Origin of the sequence: Methylobacterium sp. UNC378MF (genome assembly GCF_900103195.1) — a bacterium.
Taxonomy (GTDB): Bacteria; Pseudomonadota; Alphaproteobacteria; order Rhizobiales; family Beijerinckiaceae; genus Methylobacterium.
On sequence record NZ_FMWU01000012.1, the window covers coordinates 1 to 24131 of the forward strand.

General features: G+C 69.6%; 23 protein-coding genes. 21 read left to right on the top strand and 2 right to left on the bottom strand.

Translation table 11 applies throughout. The features are described from left to right. The 8 genes from BLT59_RS13865 to BLT59_RS13900 all read left to right on the top strand — a co-directional run. Nucleotides 1–855, top strand: an 855-nt coding sequence (locus tag BLT59_RS13865; protein WP_280141056.1) for a transketolase C-terminal domain-containing protein, incomplete at its 5' end; no start/stop codon positions are given. A 307-nt stretch (nucleotides 856–1162) separates the two neighbouring features. Then, nucleotides 1163–1912 carry a pyridoxine 5'-phosphate synthase gene (locus BLT59_RS13870; RefSeq protein ID WP_091780878.1) on the top strand — a complete coding sequence of 250 codons (750 nt, stop codon included), beginning with the start codon at nucleotides 1163–1165 and terminating at the stop codon, nucleotides 1910–1912. Further along, on the top strand, nucleotides 1909–2319 hold the full coding sequence (gene acpS, locus BLT59_RS13875; protein WP_091780881.1) for a holo-ACP synthase: 411 nt from the start codon (nucleotides 1909–1911) through the stop codon (nucleotides 2317–2319). The genes BLT59_RS13870 and acpS overlap by 4 nt, the downstream gene beginning before the upstream one ends. A 188-nt stretch (nucleotides 2320–2507) precedes the next feature. After that, nucleotides 2508–3293 carry a signal peptidase I gene (gene lepB, locus BLT59_RS13880; RefSeq protein ID WP_091780884.1) on the top strand — a complete coding sequence of 262 codons (786 nt, stop codon included), beginning with the start codon at nucleotides 2508–2510 and terminating at the stop codon, nucleotides 3291–3293. 11 nt (nucleotides 3294–3304) lie between these two features. Further along, entirely contained in the window at nucleotides 3305–4069 is a 765-nt protein-coding gene (rnc, locus tag BLT59_RS13885) for a ribonuclease III (protein ID WP_244513981.1), read from the top strand. Nucleotides 4070–4167: 98 nt separating this feature from the next. Beyond that, on the top strand, nucleotides 4168–5082 hold the full coding sequence (gene era / locus BLT59_RS13890) for a GTPase Era (RefSeq protein ID WP_244513989.1): 915 nt from the start codon (nucleotides 4168–4170) through the stop codon (nucleotides 5080–5082). Between the two features lie 151 nt (nucleotides 5083–5233). Beyond that, entirely contained in the window at nucleotides 5234–6139 is a 906-nt protein-coding gene (locus tag BLT59_RS13895; protein ID WP_091780893.1) for a class I SAM-dependent methyltransferase, read from the top strand. Continuing rightward, nucleotides 6136–6876 (top strand): pseudouridine synthase, encoded by a 741-nt coding sequence (locus tag BLT59_RS13900; RefSeq protein ID WP_091780897.1) that lies wholly within the window; start codon nucleotides 6136–6138, stop codon nucleotides 6874–6876. Before BLT59_RS13895 ends, BLT59_RS13900 begins: the two co-directional genes overlap by 4 nt. A gap of 17 nt (nucleotides 6877–6893) precedes the next feature. Here the strand turns inward: BLT59_RS13900 and BLT59_RS13905 are convergent, their stop codons facing one another. Then, nucleotides 6894–7151, bottom strand: a complete 258-nt coding sequence (locus tag BLT59_RS13905; protein ID WP_091780900.1) for a hypothetical protein — start codon at nucleotides 7149–7151, stop codon at nucleotides 6894–6896. Between the two features lie 237 nt (nucleotides 7152–7388). Between BLT59_RS13905 and BLT59_RS13910 the strand changes: the two genes are divergently transcribed. From BLT59_RS13910 to dxr, 6 genes are all read left to right on the top strand, one after another. Then, nucleotides 7389–8456 (top strand): 30S ribosomal protein S2, encoded by a 1068-nt coding sequence (locus BLT59_RS13910; protein WP_091780903.1) that lies wholly within the window; start codon nucleotides 7389–7391, stop codon nucleotides 8454–8456. Between the two features lie 118 nt (nucleotides 8457–8574). Beyond that, nucleotides 8575–9501, top strand: coding sequence for a translation elongation factor Ts (gene tsf, locus BLT59_RS13915; RefSeq protein WP_091780906.1), 927 nt, complete (start codon nucleotides 8575–8577; stop codon nucleotides 9499–9501). Nucleotides 9502–9971: 470 nt separating this feature from the next. Continuing rightward, on the top strand, nucleotides 9972–10694 hold the full coding sequence (gene pyrH, locus BLT59_RS13920; RefSeq protein WP_091781349.1) for a UMP kinase: 723 nt from the start codon (nucleotides 9972–9974) through the stop codon (nucleotides 10692–10694). A gap of 342 nt (nucleotides 10695–11036) precedes the next feature. Beyond that, nucleotides 11037–11600: a ribosome recycling factor gene (gene frr, locus BLT59_RS13925; protein WP_091780909.1), complete on the top strand. Its 564-nt coding sequence runs from the start codon at nucleotides 11037–11039 to the stop codon at nucleotides 11598–11600. 19 nt (nucleotides 11601–11619) lie between these two features. Beyond that, on the top strand, nucleotides 11620–12477 hold the full coding sequence (locus BLT59_RS13930; protein ID WP_091780912.1) for a phosphatidate cytidylyltransferase: 858 nt from the start codon (nucleotides 11620–11622) through the stop codon (nucleotides 12475–12477). Nucleotides 12478–12496: 19 nt separating this feature from the next. Beyond that, complete coding sequence (gene dxr, locus BLT59_RS13935; protein ID WP_091780916.1) at nucleotides 12497–13675, top strand: 1-deoxy-D-xylulose-5-phosphate reductoisomerase; 1179 nt, start codon at nucleotides 12497–12499, stop codon at nucleotides 13673–13675. Nucleotides 13676–13683: 8 nt separating this feature from the next. On the opposite strand, the gene BLT59_RS13940 is transcribed toward dxr, so the two are convergent. Then, nucleotides 13684–14322 (bottom strand): TetR/AcrR family transcriptional regulator, encoded by a 639-nt coding sequence (locus BLT59_RS13940; protein WP_091780920.1) that lies wholly within the window; start codon nucleotides 14320–14322, stop codon nucleotides 13684–13686. A gap of 138 nt (nucleotides 14323–14460) precedes the next feature. Here BLT59_RS13940 and BLT59_RS13945 point away from each other — a divergent pair, with 138 nt between their 5' ends. The 7 genes from BLT59_RS13945 (at nucleotide 14461) to lpxA (ending at nucleotide 24131) form a co-directional block, all read left to right on the top strand. After that, the gene (locus BLT59_RS13945; RefSeq protein ID WP_091780923.1) at nucleotides 14461–15711 is read left to right on the top strand and encodes an HlyD family secretion protein; all 1251 of its coding nucleotides are present in this window, start codon (nucleotides 14461–14463) and stop codon (nucleotides 15709–15711) included. Between the two features lie 8 nt (nucleotides 15712–15719). Beyond that, nucleotides 15720–17306 carry a DHA2 family efflux MFS transporter permease subunit gene (locus BLT59_RS13950; protein WP_091780927.1) on the top strand — a complete coding sequence of 529 codons (1587 nt, stop codon included), beginning with the start codon at nucleotides 15720–15722 and terminating at the stop codon, nucleotides 17304–17306. Between the two features lie 166 nt (nucleotides 17307–17472). Next, nucleotides 17473–18627 (top strand): M50 family metallopeptidase, encoded by a 1155-nt coding sequence (locus BLT59_RS13955; protein ID WP_091780931.1) that lies wholly within the window; start codon nucleotides 17473–17475, stop codon nucleotides 18625–18627. Between the two features lie 422 nt (nucleotides 18628–19049). After that, nucleotides 19050–21620 (top strand): outer membrane protein assembly factor BamA, encoded by a 2571-nt coding sequence (gene bamA / locus BLT59_RS13960; RefSeq protein WP_091780934.1) that lies wholly within the window; start codon nucleotides 19050–19052, stop codon nucleotides 21618–21620. 48 nt (nucleotides 21621–21668) lie between these two features. Next, nucleotides 21669–22730 (top strand): UDP-3-O-(3-hydroxymyristoyl)glucosamine N-acyltransferase, encoded by a 1062-nt coding sequence (lpxD, locus tag BLT59_RS13965; protein WP_091780937.1) that lies wholly within the window; start codon nucleotides 21669–21671, stop codon nucleotides 22728–22730. 109 nt (nucleotides 22731–22839) lie between these two features. Beyond that, nucleotides 22840–23316, top strand: a complete 477-nt coding sequence (gene fabZ / locus BLT59_RS13970; RefSeq protein WP_091780940.1) for a 3-hydroxyacyl-ACP dehydratase FabZ — start codon at nucleotides 22840–22842, stop codon at nucleotides 23314–23316. Continuing rightward, entirely contained in the window at nucleotides 23313–24131 is an 819-nt protein-coding gene (lpxA, locus tag BLT59_RS13975; RefSeq protein ID WP_091780943.1) for an acyl-ACP--UDP-N-acetylglucosamine O-acyltransferase, read from the top strand. The genes fabZ and lpxA overlap by 4 nt, the downstream gene beginning before the upstream one ends.

Below are 24131 nucleotides of genomic sequence, written 5' to 3' on the forward strand. Positions count from 1 at the left end.
CCGGACAAGACCTTCGACGTCGGCATCGCCGAGCAGCACGCGGTGACGTTCGCGGGGGGACTGGCGACGGAGGGCTACCGGCCGTTCGTGGCGATCTACTCGACCTTCCTGCAGCGGGCCTACGACCAGGTGGTGCACGACGTGGCGCTGCAGAACCTGCCCGTGCGGTTCTGCCTGGACCGGGCGGGTCTGGTGGGTGCGGACGGGGCGACGCACGCGGGGGCGTTCGACCTGGCGTATCTGTGCTGCCTGCCGAACATGACCGTGATGGCGGCTTCCGACGAGGCGGAGCTGGTGCACATGGTGGCGACGGCGCACGCGCATGACAGCGGCCCGATCGCGCTGCGCTACCCGCGCGGCGAGGGCGTGGGTGTCGAGCTTCCGGAGCGGGGCGAGGTCCTGGCCGTCGGCAAGGGCCGTGTGGTGCGCCGCGACGGGGAGGCGCGGGTTGCGATCCTGAGCCTGGGCACGCGCCTGTCGGAGGCCTTGAAGGCGGCCGACACGCTCTCGGAGCAGGGGGTTGCGGTGACGGTCGCGGATGCGCGGTTTGCCAAGCCTCTGGACGAGGCGCTGATCCTGGACCTGGCGCGGGAGCACGAGGTTCTGCTCACCATCGAGGAGGGCTCGCGCGGCGGGTTCGGCGCGATGGTGCTGCACCTGCTGGCCGAGCGGGGCGCGCTGGATGCGGGCCAGGTGCGGGTGCGGACGCTGACGCTGCCGGACGCCTACCAGGACCACGACAGCCCCGAGAAGATGTACGCCGAGGCCGGGCTCGATGCCAAAACCATCGTCCAGACAGCCCTCGACACATTGCCCGAGCGGAAGGACGGCCGGTCGCGCCTGCGGCTCGCCTGAACGGGCGGGCCCTTCGGCCCTCCGGAAATGCGGGCCGGGCCGCTTGCCGTGAGGGCGCGCCTACATCCCCGCATCGTGGCGCCGCCGACCCGGGCGGCGCCCGATCCGTGTCGTCGCAGCCCGTCCTTCGCCACGCTGCTCCCGATTGCGACGAGAGCGCGACACGAACCGTGAAACACCCGGCCCGTCCCGTCTTGCCGCCGCGCGCGATCCTCCGCATATCGCCGGCACGGGGTGAGGGCGCGCCTAGCCTTCCGAACCCCCGGTAAGCCTGTCGCATTGCGCCGACACGGGGACGAACGAGCGGATGACCTCCGAAAAACTGCGCCTGGGCGTCAACATCGATCACGTCGCGACCGTCCGCAACGCCCGCGGCGGAGACTACCCGGACCCCGTGCGGGCGGCTCTGCTCGCCGTCGAGGCGGGGGCTGACGGCATCACCGCGCATCTCCGCGAGGACCGGCGCCACATCCGCGACACCGACATCGAAGCGCTCAAGCGCGGCCTGTCCGTGCCGCTCAATTTCGAGATGGCGGCCACCGACGAGATGGTGGCGATCGCGCTCGCCACGCGCCCGCACGCCGCCTGCCTCGTCCCGGAGAAGCGCGAGGAGCGTACCACCGAGGGCGGCCTCGACATCGTCGGCGGGCGCGAACACCTCGCGCCGCGTATCCGCGACCTCGCGGAAGCCGGCATCCGCGTGTCGCTGTTCGTCGAGCCGGAGCCGGCGGTGATGGACGCCGCCCGCGCCCTGGGGGCGCCCGTGGTTGAGCTGCATACCGGCAGCTACTGTGAGGCCGCGCTCGAGGACGATGAGAGCCGCACAGCCCGGGAACTCGCCCGCATCCGGCGCGCGGCGGAGCACGGGGCCGGCCTCGGCCTCGAGATCCACGCGGGCCACGGGCTGACCCTCGGCAGCGTCGGCCCGGTGGCCGCGCTGCCGCAGATCCGGGAGCTGAATATCGGCCACTCGCTGATCGCCGACGCGATCTTCGTGGGGCTCGACCGGGCGGTGCGCGACATGCGGGCCGCCATGGATCGGGCGCGGCCGGCATGATCGTCGGGATCGGATCGGACCTCTGCGACATCCGCCGGATCGCCCGGACCCTGGATCGGCATGGGGAGCGCTTCACCCACCGGGTCTTCACCGATGGCGAGCGGGCCCGCTGCGACCGGCGGGCCGCCCGCGCCGAGGGCTACGCCCGGCGCTTCGCCGCCAAGGAGGCCTGCGCCAAGGCGCTCGGCACCGGCCTCAGCGCCGGCGTGTTCTGGCGCGACATGGAGGTGGTGAACCTGCCCTCCGGGCAGCCGACCCTCCGCCTCGCGGGCGGCGCGGCCGAGCGGCTCGCGGAACTCCTGCCGGCGGGGCACGCGGCGCGCCTGCACGTGAGTCTCACGGACGACCCGCCGATGGCGCAGGCCTTCGTGATCATTGAGGCCGTGCCGGTCTCTGTCGCCGGTTGAGGCGGTCCCCGCGGATTAGCCGGCCACGGTCGCGCGTTGCGGGGGGCTCGCGCATGGTCTAGACCGCCGGTCACGGCGGACACGATTGCGGCGCATTCCTCGGGACAACCGCATATCAGGCCGCGCGCGGCGGGGCCGCGCCCCGCTGGCGGCGGGCGACGAACCTCAACCGAAGACGGAACGCGCGCGTGGATTACGACGGCAAGCCGCTCAGGAAACCTGCCGAGACCGGCACCTGGGCCAGCATCCGCGAGACGCTGAAGGTCGGCATCCAGGCGCTGCTGATCGCCCTGGTGGTGCGGACGCTGCTGTTCCAGCCGTTCAACATCCCCTCGGGCTCGCTGGTGCCGACCCTGCTGATCGGCGACTACCTGTTCGTGTCGAAATATTCCTACGGCTATTCGAAGTACTCGCTGCCGCTTTCGGAATACATTCCGATCCAGGCCGACGGCCGGATCTGGGGCGCGGACCCGAAGCGCGGTGACATCGCGGTGTTCAAGCTGCCTAAGGACAACTCGACCGACTACATCAAGCGCGTGATCGGGCTGCCGGGCGACAAGATCCAGATGATCGACGGCGTGCTCAACATCAACGGCAAGGCGGTCAAGCGCGAGCGGATCGCCGATTACGAGACGACCGATCCCTACGGGCAACCCACCAAGGTTCCGCAATATATGGAGACGCTGCCCAACGGCGTGGTCCACCGGGTGATCGAGCGCGACGGCGACAACGGGTTCTGGGACAAGACCGAGCTGTACACGGTCCCGCCCGGTCACTTTTTCATGATGGGCGACAACCGCGACAATTCCACCGATTCGCGTGACCTCGCCAACGTCGGCTACGTGCCCTTCGCCAATCTGGTCGGGCGCGCCGAGATGATCTTCTTCTCGATCGACGAGGGCACACCGGCCTGGCAGGTCTGGAACTGGCCGGCCCATGTGCGCTGGTCGCGCCTGTTCACCACGATCCATTGACCGGTCCGGACTTGGACGACGCCGCGCAGCCCCGAGCCAATGCCCGATCCCGCCGGGCCCACAAGCCGCGCCCGCCCCTGAGCGCACTCGAGGAGCGGATCGGACACAGCTTCGCCGATCAGGACCTGCTCACCCGCGCCCTGACCCATACCAGCAAGGCCAGCGGCCGGGGCGGCAGCTACCAGCGCCTGGAATTCCTGGGCGACCGCGTGCTCGGGCTCGCGGTCGCCGATCGCCTCTACGGCGCCTTCCCCGAGGCGGACGAGGGCGACCTCTCCCGGCGGCTGGCCGCCCTCGTCCGGCGCGAGACCTGCGCGGTCGTGGCCGCCGCCTGGGAAGTCGGCCCGCACCTGATCCTCGGCCAGGGCGAGGTGATGGGCGGCGGGCGGCGCAACCAGACGATCCTCGCCGATGTCTGCGAGGCGATCCTGGGTGCGATCTATCTCGACGCCGGGTTCGATGCCGCCCGGGCGGTGGTCGAGGCGCATTTCCACCCGGGCGAGCCCACGGCGGCGGCGCGGGGCCGCGACGCCAAATCCGCCCTCCAGGAATGGGCCATGGGCCGCAGCCTGCCGATCCCCACCTATGAGGTGGTGGAACGCACCGGCCCCGATCACGCGCCCCGGTTCCGCATCGCCGTCCAGGTGCAGGGTCTCGAGCCCGGTCTCGGCGACGGCACGTCGAAGCGGATCGCCGAGCAGGCCGCTGCCCGGGCGTTGATGGAGCGCGAGGGAATCGGGGCCTCTGCGGATGCGGGGCTGACGGAGACAGCATGAACGCGCACGACCAGGACGATCACGACGAGCAAGCCGATCACGACACGCAGGACGGCCCTGGCGGCAGGCCGGGCCAGGAGCCCGCGCGCGACCCGTCCATGCTCCCGGGTACGCCCGCCGACGCCCGGGCCGGCTTCGTCGCGCTGATCGGCGTGCCGAATGCCGGCAAGTCGACCCTGCTCAACAACCTCGTCGGCACCAAGGTCTCGATCGTCTCTCGCAAGGTGCAGACGACCCGGGCCCTGGTGCGGGGCATCCTCATCGAGGGCTCGGCCCAGGTCGTGCTGGTCGACACACCCGGCATCTTCGCGCCCAAGCGCCGCCTCGACCGCGCGATGGTGCACTCGGCCTGGAGCGGCGCCTCCGACGCCGATGCCGTCTGCCTGCTGGTCGACGCGCGCAAGGGTGTCGACGCCGAAGTGGAGGCGGTGCTCGGGCGGCTCGGCGAGGTGAGGCGCGAGAAGCTGCTGATCCTCAACAAGATCGACCTGATCCCGCGGGAGCGGCTGCTCGATCTCGCCGCCAAGCTCAACGCCGCCGCGCCCTTCGCCGAGACCTTCATGATCTCGGCGCTCAACGGCGACGGCGTCGCAGACCTGCGCCGGGCGCTGGCCGCCCGGATGCCGCCGGGTCCCTGGCTCTATCCGGAGGATCAGGTCTCGGACGCGCCCCTGCGCATGCTCGCCGCCGAGATCACCCGGGAGAAGATCTACGACCGGCTGCACGAGGAGCTGCCCTACCGCTCCACGGTGGAGACCGACCAGTGGCAGATCCGGCCCGACGGGTCGGTGCGGATCGAGCAGACGATCTTCGTCGAGCGGGAGAGCCAGCGCTCGATCGTGCTCGGCAAGGGCGGCCAGACCATCCGGTCGATCGGGCAGGCGGCCCGTATCGAGATCGCCGAGGCGGCCGACGCCAAGGTCCACCTGTTCCTCCACGTGAAGGTGCGGGAGAACTGGGCCGACGATCCGGCCCGCTACCGCGAGATGGGCCTGGAATTCCCGCGAGGCTGACGCGCCGGGCCGCGCGCGGGAGGCTGGGCTTCCCGACCGGTTCCGGTATAAACGCGGTGTTCCCCCCGGATGAACCGAGTCGGGTGCGGGTTTACCCCGCTCCGCCGCGGATTTGCGTTCCGGAGCCGGCACTCCAGATCCCGAACCGTTCATGCGCCATGCCGTCTACGGCCTGCCGCCGGCCGACCTCGCCGAGGTCCCCGGCGACGCCGTCCAGCTTTCCCCATTGATCCCCGGCGCCGAACGGCTGGAGGATCTGTCCGAGAACAGCCTCGCCTCGGCCACCGTGCTCGCACCGCCCGGAACGGTCGAGCGGCGCTACGTGCTGGCCCAGGTGCTGCGCGCCCTCGGGCCGGGCGGCCGCATGGTCGCCCTGGCGCCGAAGGATCGCGGCGGCACCCGCCTGGCCAAGGAGCTGACGACCTTCGGCTGCGCGGCCGCCGACCAGCCGCGCCGGCACCACCGGATCTGCACGGCCGAGCGCCCGACGGCGCCAGCCGGCCTCGCCGAGGCGATCGACGAGGGCGGTCCGCGCCACGTCGACAACCTCGCCCTGTGCACGCAGCCCGGCATCTTCTCGTGGGACCGGCTCGATCCCGGCACGGCGCTGCTCCTGGCGAACCTGCCGGCCCTGAAGGGCCGGGGCGCCGATTTCGGCTGCGGCCTGGGCATCCTGTCTCGGGCGGTGCTCGCGTCCGAGGCGGTGACCGCGATGACGCTGGTGGAGATCGACCGCCGGGCCGTCGAGATGGCGCGCCGCAACGTCGCCGACCCGCGGGCCACGATCCACTGGGCGGATGTCCGGACGCCCGGCGTGGTGCCGGACCCGCTCGATTTCATCGTCACCAATCCACCGTTTCACGAAGGCGGAGCCGAGGACCCATCCCTCGGCCGCGCCTTCATCGCGCGGGCGTCCGCGGTGCTGCGGCCGGGCGGCACGCTCTGGCTCGTGGCCAACGCGCACCTGCCCTACGAGGCGGCCCTGCGCGAGGCGTTCCGGATCGTCTCCGTCGCCGTGCAGGCGAACGGCTACCGCGTCTACGAGGCGCGCCGGTGAGCGCGGCAAAGTCCGTCCGGCTCGACAAGCTCCTGGCCAATCTGGGTTACGGCTCGCGCCGCGAGATCCAGAACCTCGCCCGCGCCGGCGCGATCCGCCTCGACGGCGCCGAACTGGACGATGCCGGCGACCGGATCGTCCTCGACCCGGGCCTGCCGGGCCGGCTGACGATCGACGGCGCGCCCCTCGATCCGCTGCCGGGCCTGTGCCTCATGCTGCACAAGCCGCTGGGCGTGACCTGCTCGCACAAGGAGGCCGGTCCGCTGGTCTACGGGCTTCTGCCCGAGCGCTGGCGCCGCCGCGACCCGCCGCTCTCCACCGTCGGGCGGCTCGACAAGGAGACGTCGGGCCTCCTGCTGATGACCGACGACGGGGCGCTGCTGCACCGGATCATCAGCCCGAAGGCCCAGGTGGCGAAGCGCTACCGCGTGACCCTCGACCGGCCGCTGACCGGCCGGGAGGCGGACATCTTCGCGTCGGGCGCGCTGATGCTGGAGGGCGAGGAGCGCCCGCTCCTGCCGGTGCAGCTCGACGCCGCCGATGCCACGCATTGTGCCGTGACGCTGACGGAGGGGCGCTATCATCAGGTCCGCCGGATGTTCGCCGCCGTCGGCAACCACGTCGCGGCCTTGCACAGGGATCGTGTCGGCGGCCTCGACCTGCCGGCGGATCTGGCGGCGGGGGCGTACCGGGTGATGACGGGCGACGACGTGGCGGCGGTGTTCGCGGGCAGGTGATCCGGGCTGCGCACCTGTCAGTGCAGCGCCCGGTCGAGGGCAACGACCGCGCCAATGACGGCGAGTGTCTGGAAGCCGATCAAGCCAGCCACCCAGCGCACGATTTCGGACCGCGTATCCGCCAGCTCGGCGCGCAGATCCGCCTTCGTGACGAGATCGCCCTGCAACGCTTCCGCCATGGCATCGGCCAAGCCCTCCGCCTGTTCCGGTGAGAGCTTGGCCTTCTCCCGGACGGTCCGAGCGAATTTCAGGGTGTCGAATGCGACCGCCGCCACGATCCTCACTATCGCGAGGCAAGCCCGCGTGTTGCAAGCGGATTGAACGCAGGCTGTGATTGAGGGATGGCCCGCGCCGCTCCGCAAAGCCTTGCCTTCGCACCCGCCCTCTGCTAAGCGCCGGCCCATCCCACACGCGGAGCCGGCCTCATGCCTGAATGAGGCGTTTCCGGTGGTCGTCCGAACGCTCGGCCGACCGCATCCCTCCGCGGCGGATTTAACCGGAGAGCACAAAGAATGGCCGTCGATTTCTCTATGCGTCAGCTCCTCGAGGCGGGCGCCCATTTCGGACACCAGTCGCACCGCTGGAACCCGAAGATGCAGCCGTACATCTTCGGTACGCGCAACAACATCCACATCATCGACCTCGCCCAGACCGTGCCGGCGCTCCACCAGGCGCTGCAGGCGGTGAGCGACACCGTCGCCAAGGGCGGCCGCGTGCTGTTCGTCGGCACCAAGCGTCAGGCGGCCGACACGATCGCCGAGGCGGCCAAGCGCTCGGCCCAGTACTACGTCAACTCCCGCTGGCTTGGCGGCATGCTCACCAACTGGAAGACCATCTCGGGCTCGATCTCGCGCCTGCGCAAGGTCACCGAGACGCTGGAGACCGGCGGCCCGGGCCTGACCAAGAAGGAGCGCCTGATGCTCTCCCGTGAGAAGGAGAAGCTCGAGAAGGCGCTCGGCGGCATCAAGGACATGGGCGGCGTCCCCGACCTGCTGTTCGTGATCGACACCAACAAGGAGCAGCTGGCGATCAAGGAGGCGAACCGCCTCGGCATCCCGGTGGCCGCCATCGTCGACACCAACTGCAACCCGGACGGCATCAGCTACATCGTTCCGGCCAATGACGATGCCGGCCGCGCCATCGCGCTCTACTGCGACCTGATCGCCAAGGCTGCCATCGACGGCATCTCGCGCGCGCAGGGCTCGTCGGGCATGGACCTCGGCGCCTCCGAGGAGCCGATGGCCGAGGAGCTGCCGGCCAACGACGACGCGGCCGTCTCGGTCGAGTCCGATGCCCTCGATCCGGCCGACGTGGCGATGCTCGCCGAGACGACGGAGCATTTCGAGCTGCTCGCCGCCCCGCGCGGCGCGCCGGACGACCTGACCAAGCTCAATGGCGCCGGCCCGCAGATCGTGCAGAAGCTCAACGACGCCGGCATCTACCATTACTGGCAGCTCGCCGCGATGACCCCCGAGGATGTCGCCAAGGTCGATGCCGACCTGAAGCTCAACGGCCGCATCGATCGCGATTCGTGGGTCTCGCAGGCCCGCGGCTTCGTCGAGGCCGCCGCCGCGGCCTGATCCATCGGGTTCTCGCGGCGGCTCCGTCATCGGGCCGTCGCGGTTCCAGGCATACCGGGCCCGGCCGCTCACCCGCGCGCCGGGCCTCTCGCATCCAGACCACACGAAAGGGACCGCCATGGCCAACATCACCGCCGCGATGGTGAAGGAGCTCCGGGAGAAGACCGGCGCCGGCATGATGGATTGCAAGGGCGCGCTCAACGAGACGCAGGGCGATATCGAGGCCGCCATCGACTGGCTGCGCAAGAAGGGTCTCGCCAAGGCCGCCAAGAAGGCCGGCCGGGTCGCCGCCGAGGGCTTGGTCGCGGTCGAGTCCGCTGGCCACCATGCCGCGATCGTCGAGGTGAATTCCGAGACCGACTTCGTCGCCCGCAACGACGCCTTCCAGGCTTTCGCCCGCGAGGCCGCCAAGATCGCGCTCAACACCGACGGCACGTTGGAAGGCCTCCAGGCCGCCCATTTCCCCGGCGCCACCGAGACCGTCTCGGAGAAGCTGCAGGCCCTGATCGCCACGATCGGCGAGAACATGAACCTTCGGCGCGTTGCCAAGCTCGAGGTCAAGAAGGGCGTGATCGCCTCCTACGTGCACAGCCAGATCTCAGAGGGCCTCGGCAAGATCGGCGTACTCGTGGCGCTGGAATCCGAGGGCGACGTCGAGGCGCTGTCGGCCCTCGGCCGTCAGATCGCCATGCACGTTGCGGCGACCAACCCGGTGGCGCTCGACGCCTCGGGCGTCGATGCCGCCACGGTGGAGCGCGAGTCGAACATCCTGCGCGAGAAGAACGCCGGCAAGCCGGATCACGTCCTCGCCAAGATCATCGAGAGCGGCCTGAAGAGCTACTACAAGGAGGTCACCCTCCTGGAGCAGCCCTTCGTGCACGACGGCTCGAAGACGGTGAGCCAGGTCCTGAAGGAAGCCGGCTCCAAGGTTGGCGGCCCGGTGACCCTGACGGGCTTCGTCCGCTACGCGCTGGGCGAGGGCATCGAGAAGGAAGAGGGACCGGACTTCGCCACCGAGGTCGCTCAGCAGGCCGGTCGCGCCTGACGGTCAGTCCCGACCGCCCGGCGCGCCGGGCTGCACCGAGACCAGCCCCGTCCGGTTCGTACCGGGCGGGGCTTCTCGTTTTCCGGCACACGAAAGCGTTCCCGCACGCGTCGTGTTGCGCCGCACACCTTGGTTTGCGGCGCAGCGCTATTGTCGGATCATGGCTTTGAAACCCTTCTCCTACCTGATGATCGGCGTGTTCGCGTCCGGTCTGGTCATGACCGTTCTGGGCGCCGTTGGCGTCCTGGCGGGCAGCTGAAAACCGGCACCGGCGCGCGCAGGGTCGTGCCGGTGCCCCGTCGGAACGCGAGGGGCCTGTCTCACGACAAGTCGTGCCTCCGCTGCAATGCCTCCGCTGCAATTCGATCGATGCCACCCGTCTGATCGGCCTCAGCCCCTCGACGCGGCTCCCGCGCCTGACGTAGAAGCCTCCCCGGTTTGCGCGATGCGGGATGGAGCCGGGAACCCCGATGCCGGATACGACGCCGTTTCGCCGGATATTGCTGAAGCTGTCGGGTGAGGCTCTGGCCGCCCCGGACGGGTACTGGTTGCACCCGCCAACCCTGGCGGGGCTGGCCGAGGACATCGCCCGCACGATCGAGGCGGGCGCAGAGGTCGCCATCGTGGTCGGCGGCGGCAACATGATCCGCGGGGCCCGGATCTCGGCGGCCGGCTGGATCGACCGGGCCACCGGCGACTCGCTCGGGATGATGGCCACGGTCATGAACTCGCTGGCGATCGAGACGGCGCTGAACGCGGCCGGCGTCCAGGCGCGAACCATGTCGGCGGTATCGATGCCGACCATCTGCGAGACCTACGCCCGGCAGCCGGCGCTGCATCACCTCGACAAGGGTCAGGTGGTTGTCCTGGCCGGCGGCACCGGCAACCCGTTCTTCACCACCGACACCGCCGCCGTCCTGCGCGCCGCGGAACTCCGCTGTGACGCGGTGCTGAAGGCGACGCAGGTCGACGGGGTCTACTCGGCTGACCCGAAGAAGGACCCGAGCGCGACCCGCTATGACCGCATCACCCACGACGAGGCCATCGCCCGCGATCTGAAGGTGATGGACACCGCCGCCTTCGCGCTGGCCCGGGAGAGCAAGCTGTCGATCCTCGTCGGATCGCTGCACCCGCCGAGTTCGATCGCCGCGATCCTGTCGGGCGAGGCGCCCTCGACCCTCGTGGCGCCCTAGACGGGGCGACCCCTTCGTCTGACCTCGGTCCGGTGCCTGCCGGCCGCCTCGGCCTCCCGGGGCCGCGCAGCGGAGCCCGGGATCCGGACGCGCCGACAAGTCAAAGCAAGGCGCCGTCCGTGTTTCGGGGTCGCCCGCCTCCGGCGGGTCCCTTCGGGTCCGGACTCGCCCACGGCGCCCCGGAATGACGGTGGGCGACGCGCCGGCCCATCCCATCGGCTACCCCTGCCTGGGCTCCTCCCGACCGGAAGACGGTTTGCGGCCCTGAAAAAATTCGTCCATTGAGGCCGCGATTGCCCGCGCCGGGCTCAAGATACCGTCAGACGTCTCGGGACGACCCTCATGGCCACACCGGAATTCGATCTCAACGACATCAAGCGCCGGATGCAGGGCGCCGTCGCCTCGCTCTCGAAGGATCTCGGCTCGCTGCGCACCGGGCGCGCCACGCCGTCGCTCCTCGACCCGATCCAGGTCGACGCCTACGGCTCGATGATGCCGATGGCGCAGGTCGCCACCGTCAGCGTGCCGGAGCCCCGGCTCCTGTCGATCTCGGTCTGGGACCGCAGCATGGTCACGGCCGTCGAGAAGGCGATCCGCGAATCCGACCTCGGCCTCAACCCGCAGACGGAGGGGCAGACCATCCGGCTCCGCATCCCCGAGATGAACGAGCAGCGCCGCAAGGAGATGGTCAAGGTCGCCCACAAATACACCGAGGAGGCCCGCGTCGCCGTGCGCCACGTCCGCCGGGACGGGCTCGATCATCTCAAGAAGCTCCTGAAGGACAGCGCCATCTCGGAGGATGACGAGAAGCGCCAGGCCGCCGACGTGCAGAAGGCGACCGACCAGTACATCGCCGAGATCGACGGTGTGCTGGCCTCCAAGGAGAAGGAGATCATGCAGGTCTGAGGCGAAGGACGGGACGCGCGTGACCTCCGCCGCCGCACCGGCCGCGCGTCCCTCGGGGCGGCGCGAGCTGTGGCTGCGCGTCGCCTCGGGCCTCGTGCTCGGGGCCGGCGTGCTGGCCGCCCTGGTCTATGGCGGCTGGCCCTTCGCGGGGATCTGGCTCGCCGCCGGCATCGTCGGCTTCGCCGAGTGGATGGTGATGAGCCGCACCGAGCCACGCGAGGTTCTGATCGCGCTGGGTGCGGCGACGCTAGGCGCCCTGCTGCTCTGCCAGCGCGGCGGCGCCCCGACGCCGGCCTGCCTCGCGGTCCTTCTGCTCGGCGCCGCCGCCTGCGCCACGGTGGCGCGGACCGGCCGGGGACGCTTTCGCGCCTTCGTGGGCGTGCTTGGCGCCGCCGCTATCGCGGCGGTGCCCGTGGCTCTGCGCGACGATCCCGCCATCGGCCTCGTCGGCCCGGCCTGGATGTTCGCGGTGGTCTGGTCCACCGACATCGCCGCCTATTTCTCGGGCCGGAAGATCGGCGGCCCGAAGCTGATGCCTCGGGTCTCGCCCAACAAGACCTGGTCGGGGGCCCTCGGCGGCCTCGTCGGCGCGGTCGCGGCCGGGACCCTGGTGCCGGTGATCGCCGACCTTGCCGGAATGGCCCTGCCCAGTGCCGCCTCGCTGCCGGTGGTGGCGGGCGTGAGTGCGCTGGCCTCCGTCCTGAGCCAGGCGGGGGATCTGATCGAATCCGGTCTCAAGCGCCATTACGGCGTGAAGGATTCCGGAAAGATCATCCCGGGCCATGGCGGCGTCATGGACCGGCTCGACGGTTTCTTCGCGGTCGCCGTGCTGGCGGCTCTCTATCTCGCCCTGCGCGGGGGCGGTCTGATCGCGTGACGATGAGGGAGTTGAACCCGTGACCCAGGTCGTCACCGTCTTCGGCGCCACCGGCTCGATCGGCCGCTCCACCGCCGACCTGCTCGCCCAGCATGCCGACCGGTTCCGCGTCGGCGCCCTGGTCGGCGGCAAGGATCCCGTAGCCCTGGCCAAGGTCGCGCGTGAGCTGAACGCCTCGTTCGCGGCGCTTGCCGACGAATCCGCCGGCGCTGCGCTTGCCGAGGCCCTGTCGGGCTCCGGCATCCCCAACGGTGCGGGGGAGGGGGCCGTCATGGAGGCCGCTGCCCGGGACGCCGACATCGTCGTGGCGGCCGTGAGCGGCGCTGCGGGCCTGAAATCGACCCATGCCGCGCTTCGCCTCGGCCGCAAGGTGGCGCTCGCCAACAAGGAGAGCCTCGTCTGTGCCGGCGACGCCTTCATGCGCGACGCGGCGCGCTACGGCGCCACGATCCTGCCGATGGATTCCGAGCACGACGCCCTGAGCCAGGCGCTCGCCGGCCGGCCGCTGGCCGATGTCCGCACCATGATGATCACGGCCTCGGGCGGCCCGTTCCGGACTTGGACCCGCGAGCGGATCGCCGCCGCCTCCGCGGCCGAGGCCGCCGCCCATCCGACGTGGTCGATGGGCATGAAGATCAACATCGATTCGGCGAGCCTGATGAACAAGGGCCTCGAACTGATCGAGGCGCACCATCTGTTCGGCATCGAGCCCGAGCGCCTCGATGTCGTGGTGCATCCGCAATCGGTGATCCACGGCATGGTCTACTGGCTCGACGGCGCGGTGACGGCCGAGCTGGCGCTGCCCGACATGCGGGTGCCGATCTCGCACTGCCTCGGCCTCGGCGACCGGCTGGCCATCGAGCGCGGCCGCCCCCTCGACCTCGTGACGCTCGGGTCGCTCACCTTCGAGGCGGCGGACGAGGCGCGTTTTCCCTGTCTGCGGATCGCCCGGGCGGCGCTGGCCGCGGGCGGTGCGGCGCCGACCGTGATGAACGCGGCCAACGAGATCGCGGTGGCGGCCTTCATCGCCGGCCGGATCGGCTTCTACGGCATCAGCGATCTGGTCGAGCGCGCCTGCGCGCACTTCGCCGCGCAGTATCGCACCGCGCCGGCCGACGTCGACGAGGCGCTCGCCATCGACGCGCATGTACGGATCTGGAGCGCCGAGGCCCTGCCCGAGCTGCGCGCCGCCGGCTGACCCCCGGCTCAGCGCGTGGGGCCGTAGCCGGCCAGGAACACCCGCACCGCCGCGTCGACCTGATGGCGCATCTCGGCCTCGCCGGCGATGCCGCCCGCCGCGAACAGCAGGCGCGTCAGCAGCCCCGCCTGGCAGAGGTGGAGGAAGTGCCGGGCCGCGAGTTCGGTATCGGCGACCACCAGGCGTCCCGCCTGGACCTGCGCGTCGAGATAGCGCGAGAGGCGGTCGACGCCGCAGGCGGGTCCCGCTTCGTAGAAGACCTGCCCGAAGCGCGGGAACTTCTCGCAGGCGCCGATCACCATCCGCACCACCGACACATGCTGCGGCCGGCACATCTCGGCGAGAAAGCTGGTGCCGAGACGCGTCAGCACGGCGGTCACGTCCGGATCGTCCGCGTCGAGGGTGAACAGGGCCTCGGCGAGGCTGCTCTTCTCCTGGATGATCAGGGCCTCGAACAGGTCTTCCTTGTTCTCGAAATAGACGTAGAGCGTGCCCTTGGAGACCCCGGCCGTGCGGGCAATCTCGCCCATGCTGGTGCCGTCGAAACCCGCCGCCAGGAAGACGGTCCGCGCGCCCTCGAGAATCTGCTGACGCTTGTCGCCCTCGTGCTGGGCCTGACCCCGTTCCAGAACCGCACCCTGAGCCATCATTCCGCTCCGCGTCCGTGACGCCGCCACGCTTGACCGAACCGTTCGGTCAAAATAACCTGTGGCTTCTTCGGGGGCGCGTCAAGTCGTGCCTCGTTATTGACCGAACGGTTCGGTCATTGATCTCGAGGCGCTGACATGTCCCTGCGCGAGGACGCCGATCGGCTCGATACCGGTCTTGAGGCCCGTATTGCCACAAGCGACGAGGAGCGCGCCGAGCAACCCGCCCCGCCAGCGCCCGTCGCCGTCGGCGTGTCCGCACCGAGCCCGGCCGCTGCCGAGACAAGTCCGGCCCGCAAGCGTCCCTTGAAGAGGCTCGTCCTGCTCGGCCTGCTGGCGGCTGTGCTGGGCGGCGGTGCCTACCAGGGATGGCAATGGTGGTCCGTCGGGCGGTTCTTCGTCTCCACCGACGACGCCTATGTCCAGGCCGATATCTCGGTGCTCGCGGCCAAGGTCTCCGGCTACCTGGACTCCGTCCCGGTGGTGAACGGTCTCGCGGTCAGGAAGGGCGACGTCATCGCCAAGCTCGACGACGGCGATTACCGCCTCGCGCTGCAGGCCGCTCAGGACAAGCTCGCCACGCAGGAGAGCACGATCGCACGGATCGCCCGGCAGGCCGAGGCCGCCCAGGCGCAGGTCGCCCAGGCCGCCGCGCAACTCGACGCGACCCGCGCCGACGCGGTCCGCGCCCAGGCCGATTTCACCCGGGCGACGCAGATGCAGGCCGATTATGTCGCCAAGTCGCGCATCGATCAGACCCGCGCCGACCGCGACCGCACCGACGCTTCCGTCAAGGCCATGGAGGCGGGCTTGGTGGCGGCCCGCGCCAATGTCGATGTCCTGCAGGCGCAGAAGCGCGAGGCCGAGAGCCTCGCGGCGGAACTCCGCACCGCCGTCGACCGGGCCCGCCGCGACCTCGCCTTCACGGAGATCCGCGCGCCCTTCGACGGGGTGGTGGGCAACAAGGCCGTCGAGGCCGGCGCCTATGTCGGGCCGGGTACCCGGATCGCCGCGCTGGTGCCGCTCCAGAGCGTGCGGATCGACGCGAACTTCAAGGAGACCCAGGTCGAGCGCATGCGTCCCGGCCAGCCAGTGACGGTCACGGTCGACGCCTATCCGGACCGCGAGATCCACGCCGTCGTGGAATCGTTCTCGCCGGCCTCCGGCTCGGTGTTCAGCCTGCTGCCGCCCGACAATGCGACGGGGAACTTCACCAAGATCGTCCAGCGCCTGCCGGTGCGGGTGCGCGTGCCCGAGGAGGTCGCCCGCGAGGGCCTGCTGCGGCCCGGCCTGTCGGTGGTGGTGCGGGTCGATACCCGCGCCGGCGCGGACCGGTCCGTCCTGGACCGGGCTTCGGTCGCGCGCCCGATCAGCACCGCGAGCCGCTGAGGCCGGCCATGGCCGCCACTGCAGCCCTCGCGCCGGGAGCGCCCGCCGGCGCCGCCGAGGCGCCCCTCGACCGCCGCCGCATGGTGGCGTTCGTCTGCATGGTCTTCGGGATGTTCATGGCGATCCTGGACATCCAGATCGTCTCGGCCTCCCTGAACGAGATCCAGGCCGGCCTCTCGGCCTCCGGCGACGAGATCCCCTGGGTCCAGACCAGCTATCTCATCGCGGAGGTCATCTCGATCCCGCTCTCCGGCACCCTGTCGCGGGTGCTCTCGACGCGGTGGATGTTCGCCATCTCGGCGGGCGGCTTCACGGTGATGAGCCTGATGTGCGCCACCTCCTCGTCGATCGGCGAGATGATCGTCTGGCGGGCGCTCCAGGGCTTCATCGGCGGCGGCATGATCCCCACCGTCTTCGCGGCGGCCTTCACGATCTTCCCGCCCTCGAAGCGGACCATCGTCTCGCCGATGATCGGTCTCGTGGCGACGCTGGCGCCGACGATCGGGCCGACGGTCGGCGGCTACCTGACCGACATCCTGTCGTGGCACTGGCTGTTCCTGATCAACGTCGTGCCGGGCATCTTCGTGACGGTCTCGACCTGGATCCTGGTCGATTTCGACGAGCCCAATTACGGCCTGATCAAATCGTTCGACTGGGCCGGGCTCGCCTTCATGGCCGGCTTCCTCGGCTGCCTCGAATACGTGCTGGAGGAGGGGCCGAACCACGACTGGCTGCAGGACGAGGCGGTCTTCGCCTGCGCCATCGTCTGCGGAACCTCGGCGCTGCTGTTCTTCTGGCGGGTCTTCACGGCGAAGCAGCCGATCGTCGATCTCAGGGCCTTCTCGGACCGGAACTTCGCCAGCGGCTGCGTGGCGAGCTTCGTGCTGGGCATCGGCCTCTACGGGCTGACCTACATCTACCCGGTCTACCTCGCCCGGGTCCGCGGCTACTCGGCGCTGATGATCGGCGAGACGATGTTCGTCTCGGGCCTGTGCATGTTCGCCACCGCCCCGATCGCCGGGCGGCTCTCCGGCAAGGTCGATCCGCGCATCATGATGGGCGTGGGCTTCGTCGGCTTCGCCTGCGGCACGTGGATCGTCACCGGCCTGACCAAGGACTGGGACTTCTACGAGCTGCTGCTGCCGCAGGTGCTGCGCGGCTGCTCGCTGATGCTGTGCATGATCCCGATCAACAACATCGCCCTGGGGACGTTGCCGCCGGCGCGGATGAAGAACGCGTCGGGGCTCTTCAACCTGACTCGCAACCTCGGCGGTGCGGTCGGTCTCGCGCTGATCAATACGATCCTCAACGACCGGTGGGACCTCCACCTCGCGCGGCTGCACGAGCGCTTCACCTGGGCGAGCACGGCCGCGGTGGAGCGCCTCGACACGATGCAGCGCGGCTTCGACGCCTATGGCAGCGCCGCATCCGACATGGCGCTGAAGGCGATGACCAACACGGTGCGGATCCAGGGCCTCGTGATGGCCTTCGAGGATGTGTTCCTGGCGCTCACAATCCTGTTCCTGGCGATGGCCTGTGCGGTTCCCGTGATCCGGAGGCCGAGTCCCGGGGCGAGCGGCGGGGGCGGCCACTGACGGGCAGCTCCGAGCCCGTTCGATCGGCGGGTGCGGAATCGGACGGTGCGTGCGACCTTCCGCGGCCGGCGTGCAGGATTGGGTTGGCGGTCGGCACCGCCCATCTGCTAGACAGGGCGGATGGCCGGCCCGAGAAGCCGGCGCCGAGACGGCCAGGATACGGCTTATGGACTTCCTCAACGCGATGGGCGGCACCGCCGGCGGCTTCTTCGGTGCCGTGATCCCGTTCCTGTTCGTGCTCACGGTCGTGGTGTTCGTGCACGAGATGGGCCACTTCCTGGTCGGGCGCTGGTGCGGGGTCGGCGTGCATGCCTTCTCGCTCGGCTTCGGTCCCGAGCTGTTCGGGTTCAACGACCGCCGCGGCACCCGCTGGAAGCTCTGCGCGATCCCGCTCGGCGGCTACGTGAAGTTCCACGGCGACGTGAACGGCGCCAGCATGCCCGATCCCGAGGCCGTCGCCCGGATGAGCCCGCAGGAGCGGGCGATCAGCTTCCCGACCCAGCCCGTCTCCAAGCGCGCCGCGATCGTCGCCGCCGGGCCGGTGGCGAACTTCATCCTGGCGATCCTGCTCTTCGCCGGCGCCATCTGGCTCGGCGGCCGCTACGAGCTGCCCGCTCGGGTCTCGTCGGTGGAGCCGAACAGCGTCGCCGCTCAGGCCGGCTTCCAGCCCGGCGACGTGATCACCGCCATCGACGGCGAGAAGATCGGCGACTTCAACGCCATGTACCGCACGGTGACCGGCAGCGCCGGCACACCGCTGACCTTCACGGTGGAGCGCAACGACCAGCCCATCACGATCCAGGCGACGCCGGCCACCTTCGAGGAGAAGACGCCCTTCGGCCGCCACCGGATCGGCCGGCTCGGCATCCGCTCGCCCGCGGGCTCGGAGGCCCGACTCGTGAATTACGGGGCGCTCGACTCGCTCAACCTCGGCGTGAAGGAGACCTACTTCGTCGTCGAGCGCACGTTCTCGTATCTCGGCAAGCTCGTCACCGGCCGGGAATCGGCCGACCAGCTCTCGGGTCCGATCGGCATCGCCCGCGTCTCCGGCGAGGTCGCCAAGACCGGCGGCGTCGGCGGTCTGGTCGGGCTGATCGCCCTGCTCTCGGTCTCGATCGGTCTGCTCAACCTGTTCCCGGTGCCGCTGCTCGATGGCGGGCACCTGCTGTTCTACGCCTTCGAGGTGGTGCGCGGCCGTCCGCTCAGCGAGCGGGCCCAGGAGATCGGATTCCGCATCGGGCTCGCCCTGGTGCTGATGCTGATGCTGTTCGCCGCCTGGAACGACATCCTCAATCTCGGCGCCTCCTGGCGGAACACCTGATCCGAGCTCGGCAGGGATCCCGGGATCCCCGCCGGATCTCCACCGGAAAGGCTGCCCCAATCCCGCCGCGATCTCGCCCGGACACCGCCCGGATGACGCCGCCGCGGCGCGTCGAAACGGGGTTAAGATCGGGTTCACGGCATCGCGAGCCCAGCTGAAAACGCTCGAAGACTGAGACGTTTACGCGCCGTTCACCACGATCTGCGGTTTGTCGGCATGCTGACCGCACCGTTAAGTGGCGCGAAGGCCACGACCCCCCAAAATCCCCTGACGATGGCCTCCCGCGCGTTTGCTTGGCAGGGGAATCCCGCTAAGAGCTACGCTTGGACCGAAGCCACGCTTGGACCAGGTGACGGGACGGCCGATCAACGGTCGCCTGTGACGGGCTAACCCCCGCGACCAGAACAGAAACGGGCGATTGCATGATGTCGTTGACGGGGAAGCCCCGACGTAAGTCGGTGCGGAAAACCATCGTCCTAGTCACTGCGGGTCTTGGCGTTGTCCTGAGCGGGGCCGCCCAGGCGCAGCAGATCGTCGTCCAGGGCAACCAGCGCGTCGATGCGGACACGATCCGGTCCTACGTGACCGGGACGGCGTCCGGCTCCGCCGAGGAGGCCCGCCGCAACCTGCTCGCAAGCGGGATGTTCTCCGACGTGAAGGTCGCCCAGTCGGGTGGCCGCACGGTGGTGACCGTCCGCGAGAACAACCTGATCAACCGCGTTGTCTTCGAGGGCAACAAGAAGGTCGAGAAGGCCACCCTTGAGGGTATCGTCGAGGCCAAGGCCCGGGGCCCGTACAGCGAGGCGATCATCAACGCCGACCTCGCGCGTATTCGCGACGTCTACAAGCGCTTCGGCCGCGGAACCGCCAAGGTGACCTACCGCACGGTCGACCTGCCCAACGGCCGCGTCGACGTGATCTACCAGGTCGACGAAGGCGATAAGACCGGTATCATCTCGATCAACTTCGTCGGCAACAACGCCTATTCCGAGCGGACCCTGAAGGGGCTGATGAGCTCCTCGGAGATGAACTTCCTGTCGTTCATCAAGACCTCCGACGTCTACGATCCCGACCGCATCACCAACGACCTCGACCAGGTCCGCCGCTACTACCTGAAGAACGGCTACGCCGACTTCCAGGTGGTCAGCGCCGACGCGCGCTACGTCGAGGGCGAGAAGTCCGGCTACGTCATCACTGTCACGGTGAACGAGGGCGAGCAGTACAAGGTCGGCGCCGTCCAGGTGGATTCGCGCCTGCCAGGCCTCGACACCACGAAGCTCGACACCGACATCGCGACCTCCGTGGGCGACATCTACAACGCCGACGACGTCGAGAAGACGCTCAACAACGTCACCCGCGAGGTCAACCGCGCCGGCTACCCGTTCGCGCAGGTTCGCCCGACCGGCCAGCGCGATCCGGCCAGCCATCAGGTCTCCCTGGGCTTCGTGGTCGAGGACGGCCCGCACGTCTACGTCGAGCGCATCAACATCCGCGGTAACACCCGCACCCGCGACTACGTCATCCGCCGCGAGCTCGATATCGCGGAGGGCGATGCCTACAACCGCGTGCTGACCGACCGCGCCGAGCGGCGCCTGAACGGCCTGGGCTTCTTCAAGAAGGTCCGCTTCTCCAACGAGCCCGGCTCGGCCCCGGACCGCGTGGTCATCAATATCGACGTTGAGGATCAGCCCACGGGCTCGTTCTCGGTGGCGGGCGGCTACTCCACCCAGGACGGCATCATCGGCGAGGTCTCGGTCTCCGAGTCGAACTTCCTCGGTCGCGGCCAGTACGTTCGCCTCGCCGGCACGGGCGGCCAGTACTCGCGCGGCGTCGACTTCTCGTTCACCGAGCCGTACTTCCTCGGCTACCGTCTCGCGGCGGGCTTCGATGCCTTCTACAAGTACTCCGACCTGACCCGGTACTCGCGCTACGAGACCACGGTGTATGGCGGTCAGCTGCGCCTCGGCCTGCCGATCACCGAGGAGTTCGGCATCACGCTGCGCTACTCGCTGTACAACACCGAGCTGAAGGTGCCGAACACCCTCAAGCGGCCGTACAACGACTGCTCGATCCCGATCCCGGGCTACACCGCCACCTACGCGGCGGGCACGATCGACCCGAACACGGGCCGGAACATCGGTGGCCAGTCGGTCTACCCGAACTGCGCGTATGACGGCGAAGCCTCGATCGCCATCAAGGGCTCGCAGGGCAACACGCTGACCTCGCTGGCCGGCCTGACGCTCGCCTACTCGACCCTCGACGTGATCGGCGCGCCCCGCAACGGCCTCTACGCCGAGCTGAAGCCCGACGTCGCGGGCCTGGGCGGCGACTCCAAGTTCTTCCGCGTGACCGCCGACGCGCGGTACTACAAGGAGATCTTCGAGGACGTGGTCGGCTTCATCCGCTTCCAGGGCGGCCACATCTCGTCGCTCAACAACGATCCGCTGCGGGTGACCGACCAGTTCTTCCTCGGCCCGTCGCTGGTCCGCGGCTTCGCGCCGAACGGCATCGGTCCGCGCGACGTCGGCATCGCCGACGCCCGCTCGAACGCGATCGGCGGTTCCACCTACGTCGGCGGCACCCTCGAAGTGCAGTTCCCGCTGCCCCTCGTTCCGCGCGATCTGGGCCTGAAGGGCGCGCTCTTCGCCGACGCCGGCACGCTGTTCGGCTATCACGGCCAGCGCAACTTCAACGTGAACGGCGACGCCTTCATCAACGGTGTCTCGCCGACGACCGGGAAGTGCAACTTCAACGCCTTCACGATCGGCGTGGAGCCGGAATGCGTGAACGTCCGCGACACGGCGGCGATCCGATCCTCGATCGGCGCGTCCATCCTGTGGAACTCGCCGCTCGGCCCGATCCGGTTCGACTACGCCTACGCTCTGTCCAAGGACGAGGGTCAGAAGGTGTTCGTCCCGATCCTCGGCAAGTACGGCCATATCGGCGCCGATCAGGTCCAGGCGTTCCGCTTCTCCGGCGGCTCGCGCTTCTGATAAAAAACGCGCGCCGGCCGGATTGTCCCGGCCGGCGCGTTGTCGAACATGTCAGATCCCATTTTCTTCACCGCCGCCGCCACCGGCCTCACCCTGGCCGAGATCGCGGCAGCCGCGGGCACCGGCCTCCCCGAGGGAGCGGATCCGGATCGTCGGTTCGGCGGCGCGGCCTCCCTGGAGAGTGCCGGTCCGGACCACCTCGCCTACATGGACAACGCCCGCTACGGCGACGCCCTCGCGGCGACGCGGGCGGGCGTGTGCCTGGTCTCGCCCCGGTTCGCGGCGCGCTGTCCCGCCGCCACCATCGCCCTTGTCAGCCGCGATCCCTACCGCGCCTATGCGGCCCTGCTCGGTCGTCTTCATCCGGACGCCCTGCGTCCCGGGTCGCAGTTCGCCGTCCGCGGCGTCGCATCCGGCGCCCATGTCCATCCGGAGGCCCGGCTCGAGGACGGCGTCACGGTCGATCCCGGTGCGGTGATCGGGCCGGGCGCCGAGATCGGTGCCGGGACCGTGATCGGACCAAACGCCGTGATTGGTCCCGGCGTCCGCATCGGGCGCGATTGTTCGGTCGGTGCCGGCACGACGCTCAGCCACGCGCTCCTCGGGAACCGGGTGATCCTCCATCCGGGAGCCCGTCTCGGCCAGGACGGGTTCGGATTCGCCATGGGCGCCTCCCACCTGAAGGTGCCGCAGGTCGGGCGCGTGATCGTGCAGGACGATGTCGAGATCGGCGCCAACACCACCGTCGATCGGGGCGCCTCGCGCGACACGGTGATCGGGGAGGGGACCAAGATCGACAATCTCGTCCAGATCGCCCACAACGTGATCATCGGCCGCCACTGCGTCATCGTGTCGGGGGTCGGCATCTCGGGCTCGACCACGCTGGAGGATTACGTCGTCCTCGGCGGACAGGTCGGCGTCGTCGGCCATCTGCGGATCGGCCGTGGCGCGCAGATCGCCGGCTCCTCCAACGTCAACCGCGACGTACCGCCGGGCAGCCGCTGGGGCGGGACGCCCGCCAAACCCGTGCGAGCCTGGTTCCGCGAGCTCACGACGCTCGCGCGTCTCGCCGAACGCTCGAGCAAGGACCCGGCCGGCGACGACGCCTGACCGGGCAGGCCTTGCACTTCCGGCGATTTCTTCCGAAGAGGGCGGTCGGTGCGCCCATGGCGGCCGGATTGTGGGCCGCCCGGGGCGGCAAGTCGAGGTGCGGATTTCTATGAGTGAGGCGGCGCGCGAGACCGGCACCGAGCTGGGCATAGCCGATATCCAGACGCTGCTGGAGCTGCTGCCGCACCGCTACCCGTTCCTGATGGTGGACCGGATCGTCGAGATCGACCGGGACGAATCCTGCGTCGGGATCAAGAACGTCACGGCCAACGAGCCGCAATTCATGGGTCATTTCCCGGACATGCCGGTCTTCCCGGGCGTGCTCCTGATCGAGGGCATGGCGCAGACGGCGGGCGCGATCTGCTGCCGCCACATCCGGGCGGATGGGCGGAACACCAAGCAGGTGTTCTTCATGACCATCGACAAGTGCAAGTTTCGCAAGCCCGTCACCCCCGGCGACCAGGTTCGCTACCACATGACGAAGCTGAATCAGCGCCGAACCATGTGGTGGTTCCGCGGTGAGGCCCGGGTCGACGGCACGCTGGTCGCCGAAGCCGAGATCAGCGCCATGCTGGTGACGGAGTGAGCGCGCCGTTCATCCATCCGAGTACCGTGATCGAATCCGGCGCCCGGATCGGCGACGGGGCACGGATCGGTCCCTTCTGCCATGTCGGGCCGGAAGTCGTGCTCGGACCGGATTGCGAACTCATCAGCCACGTGGTCGTGGCCGGCCGCACCACGATCGGCGCCCGGACCCGGATCTTCCCCTTCGCGTCCATCGGACACCAGCCGCAAGACCTGAAGTTTCGGGGCGAGGCCTCGACCCTGACGATCGGCTCCGATTGCCTGATCCGCGAGGGGGTCACGATGAATCCGGGCACCAGCGGTGGTGGCCTGGAAACGGCGGTCGGCGATCACTGCACCTTTCTGGCGAATTCACATGTCGGCCACGACTGCCAAGTCGGGGCCCACGTGATCTTCTCCAACAACGTCATGCTGGCGGGCCATTGCAGCGTCGGCGACTACGCGATCCTCGGCGGCGGCGCCGCGGTGATCCAATTCGCGCGAGTCGGCGCGCATGCCTTCGTGGGCGGCCTGTCGGGTCTGGAGAACGACTGCATCCCGTACGGCATGGTACTCGGGAACCGGGCCTACCTGTCGGGGCTCAACATCATCGGGCTGCAGCGCCGCGGCTTCGCCCGGGAGGACATCCACGCCCTGCGCCGGGCCTATCGCCTGCTCTTCGCCCCCGAGGGCACGCTGATGGAGCGTGTGGAGGACGTGGCCGCGACCTTCGAATCCCACGCCGCAGTCCGCGAGATCCTCGACTTCATCCGCCTCGGCGGCAAGCGCTCGATCTGCACGCCGCGCGAGATTCCGACCCCCATCAGCGCCGCTTGA